The 21,817-nt window shown below is 73.8% G+C and carries 20 protein-coding genes and 1 pseudogene; 4 read left to right on the forward strand and 17 right to left on the reverse strand.

Features of this window, described 5'->3' with window-relative positions; translation table 11 throughout:
* Nucleotides 1–22 precede the first annotated feature (22 nt).
* The 4 genes from NLX94_RS39285 to NLX94_RS05470 all read right to left on the reverse strand — a co-directional run bounded on the left by NLX94_RS39285 (nucleotide 23) and on the right by NLX94_RS05470 (nucleotide 4,913).
* Nucleotides 23–694, reverse strand: a complete 672-nt coding sequence (locus tag NLX94_RS39285) for a response regulator transcription factor (RefSeq protein ID WP_254381435.1) — start codon at nucleotides 692–694, stop codon at nucleotides 23–25.
* A complete protein-coding gene (locus tag NLX94_RS05460; RefSeq protein ID WP_254381436.1) occupies nucleotides 691–1,887 on the reverse strand; it encodes a sensor histidine kinase in 1,197 nt (398 codons plus the stop codon). The genes NLX94_RS39285 and NLX94_RS05460 overlap by 4 nt, the downstream gene beginning before the upstream one ends.
* A gap of 156 nt (nucleotides 1,888–2,043) precedes the next feature.
* Nucleotides 2,044–4,575, reverse strand: coding sequence for a plasma-membrane proton-efflux P-type ATPase (locus NLX94_RS05465; RefSeq protein WP_254381437.1), 2,532 nt, complete (start codon nucleotides 4,573–4,575; stop codon nucleotides 2,044–2,046).
* Between the two features lie 5 nt (nucleotides 4,576–4,580).
* Nucleotides 4,581–4,913, reverse strand: coding sequence for a hypothetical protein (locus tag NLX94_RS05470; protein ID WP_254381438.1), 333 nt, complete (start codon nucleotides 4,911–4,913; stop codon nucleotides 4,581–4,583).
* Nucleotides 4,914–5,164: 251 nt separating this feature from the next.
* On the opposite strand from NLX94_RS05470, the gene NLX94_RS05475 reads away from it, so the two are divergent.
* Nucleotides 5,165–5,791, forward strand: coding sequence for an alpha-ketoglutarate-dependent dioxygenase AlkB (locus NLX94_RS05475; RefSeq protein ID WP_254381439.1), 627 nt, complete (start codon nucleotides 5,165–5,167; stop codon nucleotides 5,789–5,791).
* Between the two features lie 18 nt (nucleotides 5,792–5,809).
* On the opposite strand, the gene NLX94_RS05480 is transcribed toward NLX94_RS05475, so the two are convergent.
* Together NLX94_RS05480 and NLX94_RS05485 are read right to left on the reverse strand one after the other, a co-directional pair.
* On the reverse strand, nucleotides 5,810–6,109 hold the full coding sequence (locus NLX94_RS05480) for a YkvA family protein (RefSeq protein WP_254381440.1): 300 nt from the start codon (nucleotides 6,107–6,109) through the stop codon (nucleotides 5,810–5,812).
* A complete protein-coding gene (locus NLX94_RS05485; RefSeq protein WP_254381441.1) occupies nucleotides 6,109–6,573 on the reverse strand; it encodes a MarR family winged helix-turn-helix transcriptional regulator in 465 nt (154 codons plus the stop codon). Before NLX94_RS05485 ends, NLX94_RS05480 begins: the two co-directional genes overlap by 1 nt.
* Nucleotides 6,574–6,707: 134 nt before the next feature.
* Between NLX94_RS05485 and NLX94_RS05490 the strand changes: the two genes are divergently transcribed.
* Both NLX94_RS05490 and NLX94_RS05495 read left to right on the forward strand, forming a co-directional pair.
* Nucleotides 6,708–7,280, forward strand: a complete 573-nt coding sequence (locus NLX94_RS05490; protein WP_254381442.1) for a DoxX family protein — start codon at nucleotides 6,708–6,710, stop codon at nucleotides 7,278–7,280.
* Nucleotides 7,281–7,371: 91 nt separating this feature from the next.
* Nucleotides 7,372–9,186, forward strand: a complete 1,815-nt coding sequence (locus tag NLX94_RS05495; RefSeq protein WP_254381443.1) for a glycoside hydrolase family 15 protein — start codon at nucleotides 7,372–7,374, stop codon at nucleotides 9,184–9,186.
* Between the two features lie 37 nt (nucleotides 9,187–9,223).
* Here the strand turns inward: NLX94_RS05495 and NLX94_RS05500 are convergent, their stop codons facing one another.
* From NLX94_RS05500 to dhaK, 10 genes and pseudogenes are all read right to left on the reverse strand, one after another.
* Nucleotides 9,224–9,763, reverse strand: coding sequence for a rhodanese-like domain-containing protein (locus NLX94_RS05500; RefSeq protein ID WP_254381444.1), 540 nt, complete (start codon nucleotides 9,761–9,763; stop codon nucleotides 9,224–9,226).
* 312 nt (nucleotides 9,764–10,075) lie between these two features.
* Complete coding sequence (locus NLX94_RS05505) at nucleotides 10,076–10,957, reverse strand: STM4011 family radical SAM protein (protein ID WP_254381445.1); 882 nt, start codon at nucleotides 10,955–10,957, stop codon at nucleotides 10,076–10,078.
* Nucleotides 10,958–10,989: 32 nt separating this feature from the next.
* Complete coding sequence (locus tag NLX94_RS05510; RefSeq protein ID WP_254381446.1) at nucleotides 10,990–12,318, reverse strand: STM4012 family radical SAM protein; 1,329 nt, start codon at nucleotides 12,316–12,318, stop codon at nucleotides 10,990–10,992.
* On the reverse strand, nucleotides 12,315–13,133 hold the full coding sequence (locus NLX94_RS05515; RefSeq protein WP_254381447.1) for an STM4013/SEN3800 family hydrolase: 819 nt from the start codon (nucleotides 13,131–13,133) through the stop codon (nucleotides 12,315–12,317). The genes NLX94_RS05510 and NLX94_RS05515 overlap by 4 nt, the downstream gene beginning before the upstream one ends.
* A gap of 31 nt (nucleotides 13,134–13,164) precedes the next feature.
* Nucleotides 13,165–14,328, reverse strand: a complete 1,164-nt coding sequence (locus NLX94_RS05520; protein ID WP_254381448.1) for an STM4014 family protein — start codon at nucleotides 14,326–14,328, stop codon at nucleotides 13,165–13,167.
* Nucleotides 14,325–15,275, reverse strand: coding sequence for an STM4015 family protein (locus tag NLX94_RS05525; protein ID WP_254381449.1), 951 nt, complete (start codon nucleotides 15,273–15,275; stop codon nucleotides 14,325–14,327). The genes NLX94_RS05520 and NLX94_RS05525 overlap by 4 nt, the downstream gene beginning before the upstream one ends.
* A 94-nt stretch (nucleotides 15,276–15,369) precedes the next feature.
* A complete protein-coding gene (locus NLX94_RS05530; protein WP_254381450.1) occupies nucleotides 15,370–15,645 on the reverse strand; it encodes a hypothetical protein in 276 nt (91 codons plus the stop codon).
* Nucleotides 15,646–15,733: 88 nt separating this feature from the next.
* Entirely contained in the window at nucleotides 15,734–16,246 is a 513-nt protein-coding gene (locus NLX94_RS05535; RefSeq protein WP_374683918.1) for a PTS-dependent dihydroxyacetone kinase phosphotransferase subunit DhaM, read from the reverse strand.
* Nucleotides 16,238–16,942, reverse strand: a pseudogene (gene dhaL / locus NLX94_RS05540) (dihydroxyacetone kinase subunit DhaL); the annotation flags it as partial. The gene NLX94_RS05535 and the pseudogene dhaL, both read right to left, overlap by 9 nt.
* 44 nt (nucleotides 16,943–16,986) lie before the next feature.
* On the reverse strand, nucleotides 16,987–17,985 hold the full coding sequence (dhaK, locus tag NLX94_RS05545; protein WP_254381451.1) for a dihydroxyacetone kinase subunit DhaK: 999 nt from the start codon (nucleotides 17,983–17,985) through the stop codon (nucleotides 16,987–16,989).
* Nucleotides 17,986–18,290: 305 nt separating this feature from the next.
* Between dhaK and NLX94_RS05550 the strand changes: the two genes are divergently transcribed.
* On the forward strand, nucleotides 18,291–19,403 hold the full coding sequence (locus NLX94_RS05550) for a glycerol dehydrogenase (RefSeq protein ID WP_254381452.1): 1,113 nt from the start codon (nucleotides 18,291–18,293) through the stop codon (nucleotides 19,401–19,403).
* 67 nt (nucleotides 19,404–19,470) lie between these two features.
* Here the strand turns inward: NLX94_RS05550 and NLX94_RS05555 are convergent, their stop codons facing one another.
* Nucleotides 19,471–21,777, reverse strand: coding sequence for a SpoIIE family protein phosphatase (locus tag NLX94_RS05555; protein WP_254381453.1), 2,307 nt, complete (start codon nucleotides 21,775–21,777; stop codon nucleotides 19,471–19,473).
* Nucleotides 21,778–21,817 lie beyond the last annotated feature (40 nt).

Below are 21,817 nucleotides of genomic sequence, written 5' to 3' on the forward strand. Positions count from 1 at the left end.
TACGGGCGGCGCAGGCTGCCCGTCAGCGCAGCAGGCCGGCCAGCAGCTCGCGCTGGTCGTTGGCGAGCAGGGCGAGCTGGGTGCGGTTGTCGAGGCCGCACTTGTGGAGGGCGCGGGAGAGATGGGTCTTGACCGTGCCCTCCGCGAGGCCGAGCCGATCGGCGATCTCGCGGTTGCCGAGACCGTCGGCGAGCGCGATCACGCAGCGCAGCTCGCCCTGGGAGAGGGCGCGCAGGCGCGCCATCACCTCGGGCGTCGGCGCCGGATGGTGGTGGGTGGCGAACCGGCTCATGACGGTGGAGATCACGTCGGGGCTGAGCACGGCGCGGTGTCCGGCCGCGCTGTGCACCGCCTCCCGCATCTCCGCGCCCGAGGCGGTCTTCAGCAGGTAGCCGTCTGCGCCCGCCCGCCAGACCCGGGCCACCTGTTCCTCGTCCGCGATCGTCGTCAGGATGAGGATGCCGAGGCCCGGGTGGCTCTCGCGCAGCAGCCGGGCGGTCTCGGCGCCGTCCAGGCCGTCCGGCATGGCCAGGTCGAGGAGGACGACGTCGGGGGAGTGCGCGGCGACGGCCTCCAGGGCCTCGGAGCCGGTGCTCGCCTCGCCCACGACCTCGATCTCGTCCTGGACGGCGAGGATGGTCTTCAGTCCCGCGCGGATGACGTCCTCGTCATCGGTGATCACGATACGGATCACTGCTCTGCTCCTTCGTAGGGGTGGGGGGCGTGGGCGCGCAGCAGGTAGCCGCCGCCCCGGAAGGCCTCGTCGGCATCGGCGCCGGGATCCGCCTCGGCGGGGCCGGTGACCGGCCCGGCTTCGAGGCCGCCGCCCAGCGACTCCAGCCGGCCGCGGAGCCCGGCCTGTCCGAGGCCGGTGCCCGGCGCGAGCGACCGTACGGGCGCTCCCGGCGGGCCGTTGCGGACGTCGAGCGTCCAGCCGGCGGGGTCCGTCCGCAGCGACAGCCGCACGGACGAACCGGGGGCGTACCGCAGGATGTTGGTCAGCCCCTCGGTGACCACCCGGCGGGCGGCCTCCCGGTGGGCCGCGGGCAGCCGCCCGAAGTCCTCGGCGAACCCCTCCTCGAGCCGTACGTCGACCCCCGCCGCCCTGACGCTGTCGAGCGAGCGGCTCAGGGCGTCGAGTCCGCCGGCGCCGTCCGGCACCTTCGCGTCCAGCTCGCGCAGCCGGAGCACGGCGGTCATTCCCCGCAGATGGTCCGAGGCGGCCCCGCACTGCCGCTGCGCCGCGTCCAGCAGCCCGTCGGCGGCCGGGTCCCGGCCCCCCAGGGAGCTCCGGAGCGATTCGACCAGGATGTTCAGCAGCGCCACGTCATGGCCGAGCAGATCGTGGAACTCCCGTACGAGCCTGCGCCGTTCGGCGTTGACCGCCTCGGCCGCCCGTTCCCGGGCCGCCTCCTCGAGGCGGTTCCGCTCCGCGAGGTGCCGGCTGCGGGTCGCGCCCACCACGCTGGTCAGGGCCACGGTGGACGCCAGCAGGGCCAGGCTGGAGGGGGAGCGGTCCTGGACCAGCGGAGGGCCGGAGCCCAGTGCGCTGAGCGTGATGAGCTCGGCGGTGGCGGCCACCCCGAACCCGTAGGCCCAGGCGGTCCGCTGGTGGCGGCCGACGGCGTAGGCGAGGAAGAAGAGGGCGATGAACTTCGCGCTGAGCGCGGTCGCGGCCAGCACCACGACGGCGGCGAGCGGGAACCGGGTCCGGCGCCACAGCAGCGCGGCGCAGGAGGCGAGGATCCCCAGCCAGCGCAGCACGGGGTGGCTGGCCCAGGACTGGTGCGCGATCTCGGCGTAGACCTCGAAGGGGACGGTGATCAGGAGGCATGTCACCGCGGCGGCCCGGTCCCAGGCGACGGGACCCCAGGAGTTCCACCTCATGGTCCTCTCCCTCCTCACCTGCTGATACGCGGTTGCGTCGTGTACGAGCACCCTGCCATCGGGACGGAGCCCGGCCCGGCGCGCGACACGGTGCGCGTCCCGCCCGGAACCGGCTGATCCGGTCCGGGCGGGACGCGTACGGGGGCGGCGGAAGCGTCAGTGGGCGGCGGCCCGGACGCCCGGTCGGCGGTCCAGGAACCAGTGGGCGGCGAGCTTGAGCTGGTCCTCCAGGAGGAAGCAGCAGATCGCGTAGCCCCAGACGGCGGCGGCCCAGCCCCAGCCGAGCGGGGTCATCCCGACGCCGAACACGGTGACGAGGGTGGCGATGGTCTGGGCGACGGTGACCGCGATGACCAGGGGCTTGGCCGGGGCCGGGGAGGTCCAGAACCGGCCCCGGGTGCGGGTCACGAAGATGGTCAGCTGCCCGGAGACCGACAGGCTCAGGTAGACGAGGGAGTGGATCAGGCCGTCGCTCAGGTGGAAGACGTCACGGCCGAGGACGAAGAGCAGGAAGGTCTCGGCGACGCCGACCACGCCCAGCACGGTGGCCACGGTCAGGACGCTGCGCATGTCCCAGGTCACGGGCTTGTGGGAGCCGCGGACCTTGTCGTAGGCGATCGTCAGGATGGCGCCGTCGTTCAGCAGGGCGAGCAGGACGATCATCATTGCGGTGACCGGGAAGAAGTTGTACGCGACGATCGTCAGGGTGATCAGGCCGAGGACCCGGATGGTCTCCGTGATGCGGTAGGTGGCGTAGTTGACCATCCGCTGGATGATCTCCCGAGCCTGGCTGATCGCGTGGGAGATGACCGAGAGGCCGGGGGTCAGCAGCACCACGTCGGCGGCGGCCCGCGCGGCGTCCGTGGCATCGGCCACGGCGATGCCGGCATCGGCCTGCTTGAGCGCCGGGGCGTCGTTGACCCCGTCGCCCGTCATGCCGACGATGTGGCCGCGCTCCTGGAGCATCTTGACGATGCGGTACTTGTGCTCCGGGAAGACCTGCGCGAATCCGTCCGATATCTCGACGAGTTCGGCGAGCTCCGCCTCCGGCCGGCTGTCGTCCAGCGCGTGGGTGTTCAGGATGTTGTCGCCCATCCCGATCTGACGGGCCAGCTCCCGGCTGATGGCGACCTGGTCGCCGGTGACCATCTTGACCGAGACGCCCAGCTCGTTCGCGGCGGCCACGGTGTCCGCGGTGTCCTCGCGCGGCGGATCGGCGAGCGGCAGGATGCCGAGCAGGCGCCAGGCGCCCGACTCGTCGGTACGGGCCACGCCCAGGGAGCGGAAGCCGCGGGCGGCGAAGGAGTCGGCGATCCCGGCGACCTGTGCGGCGGCCGGGTCCCCGTCGCAGAGCCGGGCGATGACCTGGGGGGCGCCCTTGCTGACGTGGTACGAGTCCGGCGCCGGGCCGGGGCCGGGGCCGAAGCCGACGGTGGCCTCGGTGCGCTTGCTGACCGGGTCGAAGGGGACGAAGTCGGTGACCGGCAGGCCGTGGGCCCAGCCGGTGTCGGAGTCGGACAGCCGGTCGGTGGCGGTGGAGATGACGATCCGGTCGATGGGGTCGCCGTTCTCGGCGCGGGAGGCCAGCGCGGCGGAGCCGAGCAGGTCGTCCTGGTCGACGCCGTCGGGGACCCAGGGGTCCAGGATCGCGAGGCGGTTCTCGGTGAGGGTGCCGGTCTTGTCGGAGCACAGGATGTCGATGCTGCCCAGTTCCTCGACGGCGGGCAGGTTGGAGACGACCGCTCCGCGCTTGGCGAGGTTGCGGGCGCCGACGGCGAGCGTCACGGACATGACGGCGGGCAGGGCTACGGGTACGGAGGCGATGACGACGACGAGCGCGAACTCCAGGACGGACAGCACCGGGTTGCCGCGGGCCACCGAGACGGCGATGGTGAGGGTCACCAGGGCGACGGCCAGCAGGATCAGGTAGTTGCCGATCTTCAGGACGGCCTGCTGGAGGTGGCTGACCGTGCCGGCCTCGCCGACGAGGGCGGTGGTCTTCCCGAAGAAGCTGTTCGCGCCGGTGCCCTCGACCACGGCGTCGGTCTCGCCGCGGACGATGACCGATCCGGAGTACAGGGTCTCGCCGCGGCCGCGCTCGACGGGCAGGGACTCGCCGGTCAGGGCGGCCTGGTCGACTTCGAGGGTGCCGGCCCCGAGGGCCCGTACGTCGGCGGGAACGACGTCCCCGAGCCGGACCCGGACGATGTCACCCGGAACCAGTTCGCGGACGGCCTCCGTGCGCCAGACCCCGTCGCGCAGGACGCGGGCCTTGGTCGCGAGGCGCTGCTTGAGGGCGGCGATGGCGTTGGCGGCCTCGTGCTCCTCGAGGAAGGCGACCACGCCGTTGACGACGAGCAGGACGCCGATGATGGCCACGTCGACCCAGTGCTGGACGACGATCGAGAGGATCAGGGCGGTCTCGATCATCCAGGGGATGGGGGCCCAGAAGTAGCCGAGGAACTCCCGCAGGGGGTTCTTGTGCTCCTCGGCGATCTCGTTCGGACCGTGCTCCTTCAGGAGACGGTGTGCCTCGGCGGTGGTGAGCCCGTCCGGCCACGAGGCCGGGGACTCGAAATCCTCGGGTTCCTCGGGCGCGGAGGGATCGGCCGGTCCGCCGGCCGGGGCGAGGTCCGGGGCGAGGGCCGCCGGTGTGGCGGGGACGGTGGGGACGATGTCGGTGCTCATGGCGGTCACTTGCTTCCGTGCAGGAGGGAGAGGAAGGAGGGGAGCTCCATCGGGCGGGCGCCGCTGGTCATGGCCCGGTGCGCGTGCTCGACGGTGCCGGCCCGCAGGATGCGGATGACGTGACTGCCGCAGCCGGCGCACTCGGAGCGGGTCAGCGGGGAGGGGACCCGGTCGCCGTCCACCGTGCAGAGCGTGCGCTGGACGCCGGTGCCGTCGATGTAGTGCTGGACGTCGTACTGCTTCTCCCAGCCGAGGCCGCAGTCGAGACAGGTGAAGGCGTAGGACTCGTGGAGGACCTCCGGGACGGTGTGGGAGGTGAATTCGTCGATTGCGCTCATCGCGTGTTCCTCGGGACCGGTGGTGGACTTCTCGTCCGCAGGTGCTGCGGTGCCAGGGGGTCGGTGCCCGGTCTCCCGCTCCGACCTCTTCCATGAAACGACCATCGAATGCCTTGTGGGGGCAGTGAACGACCCTTGTTTTATGGCCTGCGCCCCACGCTCCCGGGACATTTCGTAAGCGGAAGTGAGTGAGCCCGTTCTGCTCGCACTTCATTCGCGCAGATGTTCGAATGCGGCGGTATTCTGGAGCCATGCACGCACTCCAGGGCTCGCTCTTCGACCAGGGCGACGAGATCCGGCTCGGCCCGCCGACGGGCGCCCGGCGCACGGAGCTGGGCGCCGGCGCCTGGGTGGACCACCTGCCGGGCTGGCTGACGGGCGCCGACGCGCTGTTCGAGCGGCTCGCGGCGGACGTCCCGTGGCACGCCGAGCGGCGGACGATGTACGACCGGGAGGTGGCCGTCCCGCGCCTGCTGGCCCACTACGGCGCCTCGGACCCGCTGCCGCACCCCGTCCTCACCGAGGCCCGGGCCGTGCTGAGCCGCCACTACGCCCCCGAGCTGGGCGAACCCTTCGTCACGGCGGGCCTCTGCCTCTACCGTGACGGCCGCGACAGCGTCGCCTGGCACGGCGACCGCAACGGCCGCTCCGCCACCGAGGACACGATGGTCGCCATCCTCTCGGTGGGGGACCCCCGCGACCTGGTCCTGCGCCCCCGGGACGGCGGCCCCACCCTGCTCCGCCTCCCCCTGGGCCACGGCGACCTGGTGGTGATGGGCGGATCCTGCCAGCGCGCGATGGAGCACGCCGTCCCCAAGACGGCCCGTCCGGTCGGCCCCCGCATCAGCGTCCAGTTCCGCCCGCGCGGGGTCAGCTGAGCCTGCGCCGGCGGACGGTCATCCTGCCGCGTCGAGTTCCTTCGGCGGGCGGGCCCCCGAGGCGGCCGCGTGGAGGGAGCGCAGGGCCAGCAGCAGGATCCCGATGTCGTCCAGGTAGACCGGGTCCGGGATCAGGTCCACCGGGGAGACCGTGTAGGCCACGGCGGCCCAGAACAGGGCCTTGTCGCGCAGGGGGATGCCCGCGTCGCGCAGGAGCCGCCGGGCCGCGAAGACCCGTACGAGGAGCACGGCCGCGGTGACCGCCAGACCGGCGGCCACCACCGCGGCCACGACGAGCCAGACGGTGGTCGCGTCCATCAGGCGCCCTGGGCCCGGAGCCGGCGGCTGACCTCGCCGAGCCCGTCCGCGAGCGCGTCGAGCTGGCCGGGGGTGAGCACGTCCACCAGGACCTCCCGCACCGTGCTCACGTGCCCCGGAGCGGCCTCCGTCAGCCGGGCGCGGCCCGCCTCGGTGAGGACGGCGTATATCCCCCGGACGTCGGAGGGGCAGGTGCGGCGGCGGACCAGGCCCGCCTTCTCCATCTGCGTGACCTGGTAGGTCAGCCCGCTCTTGGAGTTGACCAGCCCGTTGGCGAGCTCCGTCATGCGCAGTTCGCCCTCGGGCGCCCTGGCGAGCCGCACCAGGATCTCGTACTGCGGGTGGGAGAGCCCGGAATCGTCCTTGAGCTGCTGATCGAGGCGGCGGTTGACCAGGGCGGAGGCGGCCAGGAACCCCTGCCAGGCACGCATTTCGCGGTCGTCCAGCCATTTCGTCTCAGCCATGGATCCAGGCTACACGGGACGTTCCAATTTGAATCAGCGGCGGATGCGGGGCTAGGCTCGCAGGAGTCGTTCGAATTTGAACAATGAATTGGAAGAGCCCTGCCCCTCGGGCCGCCCGACCGGAAGGACCCCCCATGACCAGCCCCTCCGTCACCACACCGAAGCCGCGCTCCGGCGAACCCGCCGCTTCCCCCGCGCGGGCCTCGGCCCCGGCGCTGTCCACCCCCGCCCACGACGTCGGCCTGCTCCTCCTGCGCGTGGTCCTGGGCCTGACCATGGCCGGCCACGGCGTCCAGAAGCTCTTCGGCTGGTTCGGCGGCGGCGGCATCAGCGGCACGGGCCAGTTCTTCGCCGCCAGCGGATACCCGGCGGGCGACGCCATGGCCGTCCTCGCCGGCCTCACCGAGACCCTCGGCGGACTGGGCCTCGTCCTCGGGCTGCTCACGCCGCTGGCCGGCGCCGCCGTGGTCGGCACCATGATCAACGCGATCGCCGTGCACGGCGCCGGATCCTTCTTCGCCCCGACGGGCATCGAGTACGAACTCCTGCTCACCGCCGGCGCCGCCGCCCTCGCGCTCACCGGCCCCGGCCGGTACGCCGTGGACCGCTTCCTGCCCGTCCTGCGCGGTCACCGGCTCGCCCACGGCGCCCTCGCGGTCGGCCTCGGCATCGTGACCGCCGGCGTGCTGCTCCTCGTACGGAACTGAGTCGTCCCGGGGGCGGTGCGGCGCGGGGATGCGTATGGTGGGGACCCGTACGGGCTGATTGAGTGCGGGCATTCGGGGGAAAGTGCCCTAAATGACACAACCCATCGAAGACTACGCACTCATCGGCGACCTCATGACCAGTGGACTGGTCGGCCGCGACGGGTCCATCGACTGGCTGTGCCTGCCGCGCTTCGACTCGGCCGCCTGTTTCGCCTCCCTCCTCGGCGACGAGGAGAACGGGCACTGGCGCATCGCCCCGTCCGCCGCCCCCGATTCCGCGCGCTGCGCCCGCCGCGCCTACGTCGACGGCACGCTCGTCCTCGAATCCTTCTGGGAGACCGGGGACGGCGCCTCCTTCAAGGTCATCGACTTCATGCCGCAGCGCGACACCTCGCCCGACCTGATGCGGATCGTCGAAGGACTCGCCGGCGAATCGACCGTGAGCAGCACCCTGCGCCTGCGCTTCGACTACGGCCACGTCGTGCCCTGGGTCCGGCGCGGAGGCAACCGCGAGGGCGACCGGGTCGCCGTCGCCGGGCCCGACGCCGCCTGGCTGCGCAGCGAACCTCCCGTGCACACGTGGGGCGAGGACATGAGCACCCGCTCCGAGTTCACCGTCGCCGCGGGCGAGCGCGTCGCCTTCGTGCTCAGCTGGCACCCCTCGCACGAGCCGCGCCCCGAGCCCGTGGACCCGTACGCCGCCCTGGAACAGAGCCTCGCCGACTGGCGGGAATGGACCGGCCAGTGCACCTACGAGGGCCCCTACCGGGAGGCGGTGATCCGCTCCCTGATCACCCTCAAGGCCCTCACCTACGCCCCCACCGGCGGCATCGCCGCCGCCGCGACGACCTCCCTCCCGGAGGAGCTCGGCGGCATCCGCAACTGGGACTACCGCTACTGCTGGCTCCGGGACTCCACCCTCACCCTCGGCTCGCTGCTGGCCACCGGCTACCTGGAGGAGGCCCGCGCCTGGCGGGCCTGGCTGCTGCGGGCCGTCGCGGGCGACCCCGCCGACCTGCAGATCATGTACGGGATCGGCGGCGAGCGGCGCATCCCGGAGAGCGAGCTGCCCTGGCTGAAGGGGTACGCGGGCTCCGCGCCCGTCCGGGTCGGCAACGCGGCCGTCGACCAGCTCCAGCTCGACGTGTACGGCGAGGTCCTCGACTCCCTGTACGTGGCCCGCTCCGCGGGACTCCCCGCCGAATGGCACTCCTGGCGGATCCAGCTCTCGCTCCTCGACTTCCTGGAGCAGAACTGGCGCCGCCCCGACGAGGGGCTCTGGGAAGTGCGCGGCCCGCGCCGCCACTTCACGCACTCCAAGGTGATGGCGTGGGTCGCCGCCGACCGGGCCGTGCGCACCCTGGAACTCAACCCCAGACTCCCCGGTGACGTGGAGCGCTGGCGGGCCATGAGGGAGGCGGTGCACCAGGACGTGTGCGAGAACGCCTACGACCCGGAGCGCCGCACCTTCACCCAGTACTACGGATCCCGCGAGCTGGACGCGGCCACCCTCCTCATCCCCCGTGTGGGTTTCCTCCCGCCCGACGACCCCCGCGTCACCGGCACGGTCGACGCGGTGCGCGAGGAGCTGGGCCGCAGCGGCCTGGTCCGCCGCTACAGCACCGAGGGGCTCTCGGTGGACGGCCTGCCCGGCGACGAAGGGGCCTTCCTCGCCTGCTCGTTCTGGCTGACCGACGCCCTGTACCTGACCGGGCGGGAGAAGGAGGCGCGGGAGCTCTTCGACCGGCTGCTGTCCGTACGCAACGACGTGGGACTGCTCGCCGAGGAGTACGACCCCGTCTCCGGGCGCCAACTCGGCAACTTCCCCCAGGCGTTCAGCCACGTCGGCCTGGTGAACACCGCGCTCACCCTGGGCGGCGGCAGCCTGGCGGCGCGCCAGGTGTGAGGCCGGCGGTGCGGCCGGCCGGGAGGCGGCCGTGGGGCTAGCGTCGGCGGCGGTTGAAGGGCAGCCGGCCGAGCACCACGGCCATGCCGCACGTGTCGGTGAGGGCGGAGAAGACGAGCCCGGCCGCGATCCCGGCGCTGAGCAGCTCGAACGCCGGGTGCACCAGCAGGCCGAGGAGCAGGCCGAGGAGGACGAGCCCGCCCGTGGTCAGCCGGACCTGGCGCTCCATGGCCCAGACCCGGCGGGCCCCCTCGGCGGGGTAGTCGAGCGGGTGCCCGTGCGCCGACCAGGCGGTGGTGCCGCCCGTGAGGCTCGCCGCCGCGATGCCGTGCCCGGCCAGGGTCCGGGCCGCGTGCTGCGACCGGGCCCCCGAGGCGCACACCAGCAGCAGTTCCCGCTCCTGCGCGGCCTCGCGCAGCTCGGGCAGGGAGCGGCCGATCCGGTCGAGGGGGATGTTCAGCGCGCCCGGGAGGTGCCCGGAGGCGTACTCGCCGGGGGAGCGGACATCGACGATCCGGAACTCGCCGTGACGGGTGTGGGCCTGGCTGACGTCGAGGAGGGTGAGGCTGCTGCTCATGGCGAACGGGCTCCTTCGAGGGGAGGGTACCGCGGGGGCGGCCGCGGAAGCGGAACCGAAAGGGGAGGCGGGTGTACGACGGTACGGAGATGCGGCGGCGCCGCGGGACACCAGGGGTGAGGCCGGGGGTGCGCCGGGGCGGCAGGAGCGTCGGGTGCGGCGCGGGAGGGCCGGCGCGGCGGGCCGGAGCAGGCTGACGTCAGCGGGGACAACAGGAGCGCGACAGGAGGCGCTGGGTGACGGCCATGGCGCGGAGCATAGACGAAGAGGCGGGACGGGCGAGACACCCGTCCCACCATGCGGGACGGGGTCTCACGGGACGAGCGGGAGGCCTCCTCGGGCCGGGCCCGGCGCGGCCGCCGGGATCCGCTCCAGGACGCCGCCCGCGAAGACGTCGTACAGCGGGAGCGTCTCCAGGTGGACGTAGCCGATGTGGCAGTCGCAGACCGCCAGGGGGCAGGCGCGCGGGCGCAGGGCGGCCCGGTAGGAGCCGTCGTAGAGATTGCCCAGCTCCGCCTTGACGAAGTGGCAGCGCCGGACCGTGCCGGCGCCGTCCACCGAGATCACCGAGGCTCCCGTGCGGCAGGGCAGGCCCGCCGAGCGGTGCGGGTGGCGGCTGAACGGGAAGAGCGGGTCCAGGCCGGTCCAGTCGGCCGCCTCCGGATCGGTGTAGGCGTGCCCCTCCGCCGCGTTGACCCACAGGTACACCTCGGGCGGCAGCGCGGCGCGCAGCCGGCGGGCCACCGCGAGGTGCTCGGGCAGGCCCACCACGCCCACGCTGAACCGCACCCCGGCGTCGGCCAGTTCATGGCACTTTCCCAGGAACCGGTCGTACGGGGTCTGCCCCGGGTGGTACGTGCACCACAGTGCGAGCGTGTCCCGGTCTGCCCCGGCGGTCCAGTCGGTGCGACCGCTCAGGTTGGTCTGGATCGCGACGCGGCGCACGTGCGGCAGGTGCGACAGCTCGGCCAGGGCGCGCCGGTACCAGGAGCGGACCAGGCCCTCGCCCCACGGGGTGAACAGGACGGACAGCCGGTCACCGGTGTTCCCGGCCGCCCAGCCGGCGAACCGCTCCAGGGCGGCCCGGTCGGCCCTCAGCAGCTCCCGGCTGTCCCGCCGCTTGGCGAACGGGCAGTAGGGGCAGTCGTAGTCGCAGGAGGACAACGGCCCCCGGTAGAGCACGGTCAGGTCCATCGCGGGCCCCGGGGCCTGCTCCCGCGCCCCCGTCACTTGCGCTCGTACGCGGCCATGGTGGCCCGCACGTCCGCCGAGAACAGCGCCGGGCCCGCCGCGTCCGAATGCGCCAGTCCCTCCGGGGTCAGCCGCAGCAGCTCCGCGTCGTCCACGAGCCAGCCGCGCTCCGCGAAGGCCGCCAGCTCCACCGGGAAGTCCTCCCACGGACCGCTCCCGAACCGCTCCCGGTACTCGGCGACCGGCATCCCGCGCGCCTGGAGCAGGGACTGCAGCAAGTGCCGGCGCCGGGCCTCCTCCGCGTCGATCCAGCGGCCGCGCTCGGCCCGCGCGAAGTCCTCCTCAGGGCGCCGCACGTAGTCGTCGATGATGCCGCGGATCTCGCTCATGCCGACCGCGTAGTCGAAGGAGTAGTGCAGCCCGGCCGTGTAGGAGCGGGCCCCGCAGCCGAGGCCGATCATGCCGTCGGTCTGGCAGGCACCGTCCTCGGCGCCCTCCGCGGGCGCGTCGGCCCGGCGGAACATCCGCATCGACACCTGCTCGTACCCGGCGGCCAGCAGGTGGTCCCGCCCGGCCCGGTACAGCCGCAGCCGCTGCTCGTCCCACCCGGCGGACGAAGCATCGGCGGGCCGGCGCCCCAGACCCGTCAGGGGGCGCACGTACAGCGGGTACAGGTACAGCTCCTCCGGCCGCCAGGCGAGGGCCGCGTCCAGGGAGTACCGCCAGCTCTCCTCCGTCTGCCCGTCTATGCCGTAGATCAGGTCGATGTTCAGCACCGGGATCGCCGCCTCCCGGATCCCGGAGAGGGCCGCCTCCACCTCCGCCCGCTTCTGCGGGCGCACGGCGGACCGCGCCTCGGCGGGCATGAAGCTCTGCACGCCCAGGCTGAGCCGGGTCGTCCCCCGGTCGGCCAGGACGGCGAGCCGGTCCGCCGTCGCCGTGGCCGGCGAGGCCTCCACCGACAGCGGCACCGCCCGCAGATCGGCGCCCGCGGCCTTCTCCGCGATGTCGCAGAGCCGCTCCAGCTCGGACGCCGTCAGGAAGGTCGGGGTCCCGCCGCCGAAGGCCGCCGCCGTGAACCGCACGGGCTCCTCGTCGCCCAGCGCGCCCCGGACCGCCCCGGCCTGCCGCTCCAGCGCGTCGAGATAGGCCGTGGTCAGCCCCTCCGGTGCGCCGATGCGGGTGAAGAGGTTGCAGAATCCGCAGCGCACCTCGCAGAAGGGGATGTGGAGGTAGAGGGAGAGGGCGTCCTTGGGCTGCTCCGCCCACAGTCCGCGCAGCTCCGGCCGCTCGGGCAGCGGCCGGTACGCCGTCTTGTGCGGGTAGGCGTACACGTAACTCTCGTACGGAGTGGAAAGGTTCATCGGGGGCCGGACTCCTCGTGGTTCAGGTGGAACTGTGCGTACGGGACCGTCCAGACCGACTCGTGGGCGAGCCGGTGCCCCGTGTACCCGTCGTCCCCGTACGCGGTCCCGTGGTCGGAGCAGACGATCGCGAAGCAGCGGCGCCGCGACCGCATCGCGTCGAAGAGCCGCCCGATGTGCCGGTCGACGTACTCCAGGGCGGCCGCGTGCGTCTCCCACGAGTCCCCGTCCGCCGCGGTCGCCCCGGGGGAGTGGAACCAGTTGGGCTGGTGCATCGCCGACACGTTCAGGAAGAGGAACAGCCGCCGCTCGTGCGGCAGTCCGGCCACGATCCGCTCGGCGCGGGCCACCTGCGCTTCGAAGGAGATCGGCGATGCCACCCCGAACTCCGGTTCCCAGTGCGACTCCTGGAACATCCCGGGCAGTACGGAGCCCAGCGCGGCCGCCTTGTTGAAGAAGCCGACGCCCCCCACGCAGACGGTCCGGTAGCCGGCCCCGGCCAGCCCCGACACCAGGTCCGGGGTGTCGAACACCCAGGTGCGCCCGGCGGTGGTCTCACTGCCCGGGAACCGGGCGGCGAACAGCCGCGGATGCGGGCCCGGCCCGTCGGGGGTGGGCAGGAAGCCGGCGAACATGGCCTGGTGGGAGGCGTAGGTGAAGCTCCCCGGCGCGTGCCGCCGCTCCCACACCCCGCCGGGCAGCCGCGCCGCCAGGTTCGGGATCCGCCCCTCGGCGGCCAGCCGCGCGGCCACGTCGTAGCGCAGGGTGTCGAGGGTGACGAGCAGCAGGTCGTCGCGGCCGACGACCTCGTTCATGTCGGGCGAGGGCCTGTTGCTGGTGGGCCTGTCAGGGGCGGACGGGGGCGCGTGCATGCTGTTCCTGTCGTACGGCGGCCACTTGGGCCGCATAGGTGTCCTGGCCCACGGCGGGCGAGCCGGGCAGTCCCGTCAGGCCGGGCAGGAGGTCGCCGAAGGCGTTGACCTCGCCCACGGCGAAACTCCGCCAGCCGAGCGCGGGCAGCAGATCGACCCCGACGCACAGCGTGCGCGGGAAGGCGGCCGCCGCCCGCTCACAGACGGCGAGCACGTCCGCCTCCCAGCGGCCGCCCGCCGCCGTCACGGCGGCCACGGCCGCGCCGAGATCGCCGCGGGCGCCGCCCAGGTGCAGGTTGGTGAGCGGACCGGCCGCCGTGCGGACCACGGCGTGCGTGGCCCGGCCGCCGATGACGACCACCCGCAGATCGGCGGAGCGTCCCTGCTGGGAGGCCTTCGGCAGCCACCGCTCGACGTGCAGGCCGTCGGGGGCCAGGGCGTCGACGATGGCGCCGATCACCCGCTCGTCCTCGTACCGCCGCAGGCGCAGCGAGTTGTGCAGGGCCCCCGAGGGGGCCCGCTCCACGGAGGTCGTGGCGCGGATCCTGCCGCCCGCTCCCGTCTCCACCGCGAGCACCCCGGAGGCCGAGGAGCCGTGCGCGAGCTTGACGAACGCCCGGCGGTAGCCGGGGAGGGCGAGCACGGTCCGGACCTCCTCCCAGCCGCGCACCGGGGTGCGGACCGCCGCCGGGCCCGAGGTCGGGGAGGCCGGTACGGGCGTCCCGGCGGCCGCCAGCACCCCGTGGCAGAGCCGCTTGTCGAACAGCACCCCGAGGTCGTCGGGGTCGCTCAGCAGCGTGCCGCCGGCCGACCGCACTTCCTCCGCCACCGCGTGCACCGCTCCGGTGAACCGGCGGTACCAGCGTCCCGTGCCCTCGACCCGGGTGGTGTCGGCGGTCCCCCGCAGCAGCCGCTCCACCTCGGGGTCCTCGCCGGGGGAGTCGATCCGTACGTGCTCGCCCGCCCGGAAGACGGCCCGGCCGGCGAGCACGTCCCGCCACGGGACCACCCGCGCCGCGGGCAGACCGGCGGCGCGCACGGCGTCCTGGAAGAGGGCGACCCGGCGGTTGCCCGGATTGCCGACGACGGCGAGGGCCGCGGCGAAGGGTGCGGGGACGGCGGGAGCCGTACGGCTCACTCCGCCACCGCGATGTAGCGGTACACGGCCTCGTCGTCCACGTCCGGCTTCTGCTCGTCGCCGAGGTCGATCTCCACGCCGTGCGGGGCGAGCGCCGCGCACAGCCGCTCCCGGAGCGGCTCGCTGACGTAGTGGTGGTGCAGGTCGAGCTTGGTGAGATGGGTGAGCGGGCGGCCCGCCAGCAGGGCTTCGACGCCCGTGTCGTCCAGGATCCCCAGGGAGAGGTCCAGCACCTCCAGCCGCTCCACGACCGGAGCGTTGGCGAGCGCGGCGGCGACCTCGTTCTGGATCTCGCTGTTGCGCAGCGCGAGCCGGCGCAGGGACGGCAGCCGCTCGCCGGTCAGGAACGGCTCCAGATCGCCGGCCTCCGCGTCCCCGCCGTACTCGGGGGTGCCCAGCCACAGGTCGAGCTCGGCGAGCGCGGGCAGTTCGCTCGCGCCGACCCCGCGCACCACCTCCCGGGGCAGTCCGCCGGTTTCGACGCGGAGCACGCGCAGCGTCGCGTGCCGGACGGGCGGGAAGGCCAGGCCCTCGCCGCCGCGCACCCCGAACTCCTCCAGCTCGGGGTACGCCCGCAGCAGCGGGCCCATGTCCGACTGCTGGATCCAGGAGACCTCGCACTCCTCGAAGGTGATGTCGCCGACGAACAGCGCCCGCAGCGCGGGAAACTCCGGGGCGGCCCCGGCGAGCGCCTCGACGATCCCGGCGTTGGAGGTGTCGTACGCCTCGGACCAGCTGCCGACGATCAGGGACCGCACCCGCCGGGTGTCCACGGATTCGGCGAACCGGGCGAAGGCCTCGGGCCATTCCTCCTCGGCGTCGTACGTGGCCACCGAGATCCGCCAGGCCACGGCTCCGGCGTCCGGCAGCTCGCGGGCGTCCTGCGGTCCCGGGAAGTCGAAGGCCGGCAGTCCGCCCCACTCGCTCAGGTGATCCCCGATGGTCATGTGCGCTGCTCCTGACGGTGTGGTGGGCGGTGGCCGGGCCGAGCATGTCGTCCGACAACAGTTCTACCAAGCCCCACCGACAGCACCTGCCGGCTCAGTACCACCCGGCCGTCCGCACCCGGGCCACCTGGGCCGTCCGGCTCTGCCACATCTGCCACTTGTCGCACTCCCCGGGGCAGCCGCAGGCGCCCTCGGCGAAGAGCTCGGCGCGCAACGCCCCCGAGGCGCCGGGGTGGTGGACGGCGTAACCGCGCACGGAGGAACCGCCCAGGAAATACGTGGACCCGCCCCGCGGGCCCGCGGCCTCCGCCTTGACCCGCGCGTAGCCGAGCATCCGCTCCGCCGGGGTGCGGATCTTCCGAGGGGTCATGCCCCTGATGCTGGCACGGGCAGCGGGACCGGGAAGGGGGAGGGCGGCCTCTGCCGGAGGGCACCCTCCCCGGAACCCCGGCTCCGGGTCAGCGCTTGCGGTAGCTGCGCGCGTCCTCGGCGGCGGCCAGGACGGTTTCGATGTCGCCGCCGATCGCCGAGGTCAGGGTGATGGCCACGGCGCCCTCCAGGAAGGGCGCGTCCACGATCCGTGCCCCTTCGGGCAGTTGCGAGGGCTCCTCGCCGAGCAGGGACTTCACCGTCAGCACCGCGCTGCCCATGTCGCACAGCACGGCCACGCCCACGCCCTCGTCCACCGACCGGGCGGCGGCCGTGATCAGCTCCGCGCTGGTGCCGATCCCGCCGTCCGGGGTGCCGCCCGCCACCGCCAGCGGAGCGGGCTCGACCGATCCGAGCAGCGCGCCCGCCAGCTCGGCCACGGACTGCGCGACCGCCCTGCTGTGCGAGACCAGCACGACGCCGACACGGCCGGTACGGGTCTTCGGGGCCTGCTCCTGCTCCGGAGCCGGCGCCTGCTCCGGAGCAGGAGTCTCGGCGGCGGCCGGCTCCCCGGCGACGAGTTCCGCCTCGGGTGCGTCCACCGCGGTGCGCAGCGCCTCCATGAGCAGGGCCACGGAGTTGGCCCCCGCGTCCTGGTGGCCGACGCTGCGCTCGCCGAGGTAACTGGCACGGCCCTTGCGGGCTTCGAGGGATTCGGTGGCGTCCGCGCCCGCCCGGGCCGCCCGTACGGCCTCGTCCAGGGCCTCGCGCAGCGGCAGGTCCGCCTCGGCGGCCTCGGCCAGCGCCGCCACCGCGGGAGCCAGGGCGTCCACCAGGGTGGCGTCGCCGGGCTCCGCGCCGCCCAGCTTCTGCACCGACTTCAGCCCGGCGCCGAGCGCTGCCCCCAGCTCCGCCACCGTCGGCGCCCCGGTGTCGCCCAGCACCTTGCCGGTGCGGCGCAGCGCGGTGCCGAACAGCGGGCCGGAGGCGCCGCCCACGGTGTTCGTCAGCGTGGTGCCGGCCAGCGTCAGCAGCGCCCCCGGAGTGGTGGGCCGCTGCTCGGCCACGGCCGCGCCGACGGCGCCGAAGCCCCGTACGAGATTGGCCCCGTGGTCCCCGTCGCCGATGACCGCGTCCAGCTCGGTGAGGCGCGCGCTGTCCCGGCGTACGAGCCGGTCGGTCTCGGCGATCCAGCGGCGGAAGTAGGCGGTGTCCAGCGCGGGGGCCTGGGCCGGGGCACCGGCGGGCGGGGCCGCGGGGGTGGTGGAGGTCGTCGGGGTGGCGGGCGTGGCGGTCATGGAGGGGGCTCCTGGAGAGTGTCGGTAGGGGAAGGGTGCGGGGGTCAGCAGCCCCAGCGCAGGGACGGGGCGTCCACCGGCGCGTCCCACAGGCGCAGCAGTTCCTCGTCGGCGCGGCACAGGGTGAGGGTGCAGCCGGCCATGTCCAGGCTGGTGACGTAGTTGCCGACCAGGGACCGGGCGACGGTGATCCCGCGCTCCCCGAGGACCCGCTCGACCTCCGCGCGCATGATGTACAGCTCCACGGGCGGGGTCGCGCCCAGGCCGTTGACGAGGAGGATGACGGGGGCGCCGGCCGCTTCGGGGAGGTCGTCGAGGATGGCGTCGAGCATCGCCTCGGCGGTTTCGGCGGCCGTCATGAGCGCACGGCGTTCGCGGCCGGGCTCGCCGTGGATGCCGATGCCCAGCTCGATCTCGTCCTCGCCGAGGGTGAAGTTGGGACTGCCCTTGGCGGGGGTGGTGCAGGAGGTCAGGGCGACGCCGTAGCTGCGCGCGTTCGAGTTGACCTTGCGGGCCACCGCGGCCACCTCGGCGAGCGGGGCGCCCTCCTCGGCGAGGGCGCCCGCGATCTTCTCCACGAACAGGGTGGCTCCGGTGCCGCGCCGGCCCGGCCCGTTCGCGGTCCGGGCGACGGCCACGTCGTCGTCCACGACGACCTGCTCGACCTTGACGCCCTCGTCCTCGCAGTCCTCCGCGGCCATCGTGAAGTTGAGGATGTCGCCCGTGTAGTTCTTCACGATGTGCAGGACGCCCGCTCCCGCGTCGACCGCGCAGGTGGCGGCCGCGATGTTGTCCGGCACCGGCGAGGTGAAGACCGGGCCGGCCACGGCCGCCGCCAGCATGCCGCGCCCGACGAACCCGGCGTGCAGCGGCTCGTGTCCGCTGCCGCCGCCCGACAGCAGCGCGACCTTCCCGGCCACCGGGGAACCGGCTCGCGTGACGATCCCCTTGTCCGCGTCCACGGAGAGCTCCGGGTGGGCCGCCGCCATTCCGCGCAGTGCGTCGGCGACGACACTTTCGGGGGAATTGATGAGCTTCTTCACGGGGGCCTCTTTTCATCAGGCGCGGGCTGTTGAACGGGGAACTCGGAACGCCGGTCCGGGGCGGATAATAGGAATGACGGCACGGTATTAAGTCGGCACCGTCGCCGATCCGGTGCCGCCCACCGGGGCACTTGACTGGAACATTACCTCCAGGGGGCGGCGGAACAGGCCGGGTCCTTGGTCCCGGATCGGAGCGCGGAAAGGCCCGTCGGCAAAGGGACCGTGCATATCTGCGGTGCCACCGGAAACCGTGATAGGGATGAATAAGCAAGCGCAAATGAATTCGCAATGAGGAGGATTCACTCGTGAAGACCGTCGGTACGCGCATGATGATCAGCCCGCCGAAGTACGTCCAGGGCGCCGGAGCGATGAACGACCTGGGCGAGCACACCGCTCGCCTCGGGACGAACGCCGTGGTCCTCGCGGACAAGGGCGTCTGGGGCTTCGTGGACGCGGCCGTCACCGCTTCCCTCTCCGCGGCCGGGGTCAAGCTGACCAAGGAGGTCTTCGGCGGTCTCTGCACCCAGAAGGAGATCGACCGGGTCGCCGCGGCGGCCAAGGCCGCCGGCGCGGACGTGATCATCGGCATCGGCGGCGGCACCGCCATCGACACGGCGAAGGCGGTGGGCCACGCGCTCGACGACATCGCCGTCGTGTCCGCGCCCACGGTGGCCTCCACCGACGCGCCGACCAGCGCCCTCGCCGTCATCTACACCGAGTCGGGCGCCTTCGAGCGCTACTCCTTCTTCCAGCGCAACCCCAACCTGGTCCTCGTCGACACCGCGCTCGTCGCGGGGGCGCCGAGCCGCTTCATCGTCTCCGGCATGGGCGACGCGCTCGCCACTTGGTACGAGGCCCGGGTCTGCGTGGCCGCCAACCGGGTCGCCATGGCCGGCGGTCTCGCCACCGAGGCCTCCCTCGCGCTCGCCCGGCTGTGCTGGGAGACCCTGATGGAGTACGGCCCCCAGGCCCGGCTGGCCGCCGAGGCGCACGTGGTGACCCCGGCGCTGGAGAAGGTCACGGAGGCCAACACGCTGCTGTCCGGCCTCGGTTTCGAGTCCTGCGGCCTCGCCGCCGCGCACGGCATCCACAACGGGCTCACCGTCTCGCACAAGGTGCACGGAATGATGCACGGCGAGAAGGTCAACATCGGCACCCTCGCCCAGCTGGTCCTGGAGGGCGCCCCGACCGACGAGCTGGACACCTACCTGCGCTTCAGCCGCGCCGTGGGCCTGCCCACCACCCTCGCCGAGATCGGCCTCGGCGACCCGGACCGCGAGGAGCTCCTCGCCATCGGGCGCGCGGCCACCGCGGAGGGGGAGACCACGCACAACATGCCGTTCCCGGTGACCCCGAAGATGGTCGCCGACGCCCTGATCGCGGGCGACTCGTACGCCCGCGCGTACGCCGCGAAGTAGCGGCGGCAGACAGGCGGACGTGTAGGCGGACGCAGGGGGCGCGGGTGGCGCAGTGGATGCCCGCGCCCTACGGGTCCGCCCCGTCCCGGGTGGCCGTCTCCGGGGCGGTCACCTCCGGTGCGGTCGTACGGGACGCCAGCAGCAGGGCGATGTCGTCCGGGCGGTCGGTGGAGTGGCCCGCCTCGGCGACCAGCCGGTCCGCCGTCTCGGTCAGCGGAGCGGGACCGGCGGACGCCAGCGCGGCCCGCAGCCGCTCCACTCCTACGTCGATGTCCGTGCCCGGGATCTCCACCAGCCCGTCGGTGTACAGGGCGAGCACCGCTCCCGGCTCGATCCGCAGCCGGGTCACCGGATACCCGGCCTCGGCGTCGATGCCGAGCACCATCCCGCCCGGCAGGTCCAGCACTTCCGTCCGGCCCCCCGGGTGCCGCAGCAGCGGCTGGGGGTGGCCGGCCCGGACAGCGAGGGCGAGGCCGGACCCCGGGTCGAGCAGGACGTAGCAGCAGCTCGCGAACTGGCCCGGGTCGAGGTCGATGAGCAGCTGGTTCGTGCCGCGCATCACCTGGTCCGGCTCGTTGCCGCTGAGTGCGAAGGCCCTTACGGCGCTGCGCAGTTGGCCCATCGTGGCCGCGGCGGCCACCCCGTGGCCCTGGACGTCGCCGATGACCAGGGCGAGGCGCCCGCCACCCGCCTCGAGTACGTCGTACCAGTCGCCGCCGATGTCCATCCCGGCGGTTCCGGGCAGGTACCGCCCCACCGTGACCACGTTCTCGCGGACCGGCAGCCGGTGCGGGAGCAGCGCCGCCTGGAGCCCGCGGGCCAGCGCCGACTCGCTGTCGTAGCGCCGGGCCCGCTCCAGTGCCTGCGCGATCAGCCCGGCCAGCGCCGTCAGCACCGTCCGCTCCTCCGGGCTGAAGCCGCGCGGGGCGTCGAAGCCGAGGATGCACGAGCCGACCGGCCGGCCGGAGGCGATCAGGGGGAGGAAGGCCCGGGCGCCGACATGGGCGTCGAGTTCGATCCCCGGATAGGCGGCGGCCAGGTGCTGCATCGACTCGAAGAACATCGGGCGGCCCGAGGTGAGGGTCTCCACCCCGGGCAGCCGGACGTCGAGCGCGACCCCGTCGAACCGGTCGAGGAAGCCCTGCGGGAAACCGGTCTCCCACGCCAGGTGCAGATGCCCCTCTCCCAGCAGGTAGATCGCCAACTGCCGCCCGCCGAAGGCAGGGAGCAGCTCGTCGGTGACCACCATCGACACCTGGCGGGCCGTCACCGCCTCGGTCAGCGCGATCGCCAGCGCCACCGGCCGGTACAGGGCCGCGGCCCGGTCGGCGGGCGAGCCGACGTCCGGGGAGCCGAGGCCCGAGGGGCCGAGCCCCGCGCCGGGGTGCACCACCGACTCGGGTGCGTACGTGGGCGGTTCGGCCTCACTGATGGTGACGGTGACCCCGTCGATCCCGGGATGCAGGCCCACCGACAGCCACTGCGGGGAGGGTTCGGACCCGCGCCGGGGGGCCTGGAAGCGCACCGGGGCCGGGGCGAGGAACACGGCCCGGAAGTGGTCCTCGTAGGCGGGATTCCCCAGCCAGGGCAGCGCCTCCCAGAGCATCCGCCCGGAGAGTTCCGTCCCGTCGGAACCGAGGAGGGTGGTGGCCGTGGAGCGGGCGCGGGCGTTGGCGAAGCCGATCACGCCCTGGCGGTCCACGGAGAGGACGGCCAGATCCAGCCGGTCGACGGCGGCGCGGGCGGTGGTGGCGGCCGTGGTGGCGGCGGTGGTGGTGGGACCGGCGCCGGTGGCGTCGGCGGGATGGGCGGCGGTACCGGTGGCGGAGCCGTCCGCCGCGCCCGGGTCCGGCAGGCACACCGGTTCGCCCTCCCAGGTCACCGAGGCCCCGCCCGCGGCGAGCGCGGCCAGCTCGCCGGCCAGCCGGGCGGCCACCGCGCGCAGCCGCTTGCGGTCGCCGGGCCCGACCGGGACCCCGGGGGTCGCGGGGCGGAGCACCACGAGGACGCCGTAGCGCTCGCGGCCGCGGGACACGGGCTCGTAGAGCGAGCCGAACGGGAACGGCAGCCCGGCCATCAGCTGGGGGAAGCGCCGCATCGCCGATTCCGCGTCGGGGAGGTGCACGGACTGGCCGGACCGGTAGGCCTCGGCGACGGGGTACGGGCGGTTCACGTGCATCCGCCACCAGGGGCGGAAGAGCGGGCCCGGGATCCCGGTCACGGCCGCCATGAGCAGCAGCCCCTCCGTGCCGGAGCGCAGGTAGACCCCGCCCGCGTACCCGCCGGCGGCCCCCACGGCATCGAGAGCGGCCCGTGCGAGCACCTGGGCCGTGGCGTCGGTGACGGGGCCGCCGGTGTCCGGTCTGGCCGTCACCCCTCCAGAATGCGCCCGGGCCGGGGCATCCGCATGCCCC

The sequence above is a fragment of the Streptomyces sp. TBY4 genome, from assembly GCF_024213195.1.
In the GTDB taxonomy this organism is placed as follows: domain Bacteria; phylum Actinomycetota; class Actinomycetes; order Streptomycetales; family Streptomycetaceae; genus Streptomyces.

What these genes read in the sequence shown, in the direction of transcription:
- NLX94_RS05505 (WP_254381445.1), bottom strand. Translation starts at nt 10,957, where the DNA reads ATGGACCTGACCGTGCTCTACCGGGGGCCGTTGTCCTCCTGCGACTAC.
- NLX94_RS05510 (WP_254381446.1), bottom strand. Translation starts at nt 12,318, where the DNA reads ATGAACCTTTCCACTCCGTACGAGAGTTACGTGTACGCCTACCCGCAC.
- NLX94_RS05460 (WP_254381436.1), bottom strand. Translation starts at nt 1,887, where the DNA reads ATGAGGTGGAACTCCTGGGGTCCCGTCGCCTGGGACCGGGCCGCCGCG.
- NLX94_RS05475 (WP_254381439.1), top strand. Translation starts at nt 5,165, where the DNA reads ATGCACGCACTCCAGGGCTCGCTCTTCGACCAGGGCGACGAGATCCGG.
- NLX94_RS05515 (WP_254381447.1), bottom strand. Translation starts at nt 13,133, where the DNA reads ATGAACGAGGTCGTCGGCCGCGACGACCTGCTGCTCGTCACCCTCGAC.
- NLX94_RS05490 (WP_254381442.1), top strand. Translation starts at nt 6,708, where the DNA reads ATGACCAGCCCCTCCGTCACCACACCGAAGCCGCGCTCCGGCGAACCC.
- NLX94_RS05470 (WP_254381438.1), bottom strand. Translation starts at nt 4,913, where the DNA reads ATGAGCGCAATCGACGAATTCACCTCCCACACCGTCCCGGAGGTCCTC.
- NLX94_RS05495 (WP_254381443.1), top strand. Translation starts at nt 7,372, where the DNA reads ATGACACAACCCATCGAAGACTACGCACTCATCGGCGACCTCATGACC.
- NLX94_RS05530 (WP_254381450.1), bottom strand. Translation starts at nt 15,645, where the DNA reads ATGACCCCTCGGAAGATCCGCACCCCGGCGGAGCGGATGCTCGGCTAC.
- NLX94_RS05525 (WP_254381449.1), bottom strand. Translation starts at nt 15,275, where the DNA reads ATGACCATCGGGGATCACCTGAGCGAGTGGGGCGGACTGCCGGCCTTC.
- NLX94_RS05485 (WP_254381441.1), bottom strand. Translation starts at nt 6,573, where the DNA reads ATGGCTGAGACGAAATGGCTGGACGACCGCGAAATGCGTGCCTGGCAG.
- NLX94_RS05480 (WP_254381440.1), bottom strand. Translation starts at nt 6,109, where the DNA reads ATGGACGCGACCACCGTCTGGCTCGTCGTGGCCGCGGTGGTGGCCGCC.
- NLX94_RS05500 (WP_254381444.1), bottom strand. Translation starts at nt 9,763, where the DNA reads ATGAGCAGCAGCCTCACCCTCCTCGACGTCAGCCAGGCCCACACCCGT.
- NLX94_RS05465 (WP_254381437.1), bottom strand. Translation starts at nt 4,575, where the DNA reads ATGAGCACCGACATCGTCCCCACCGTCCCCGCCACACCGGCGGCCCTC.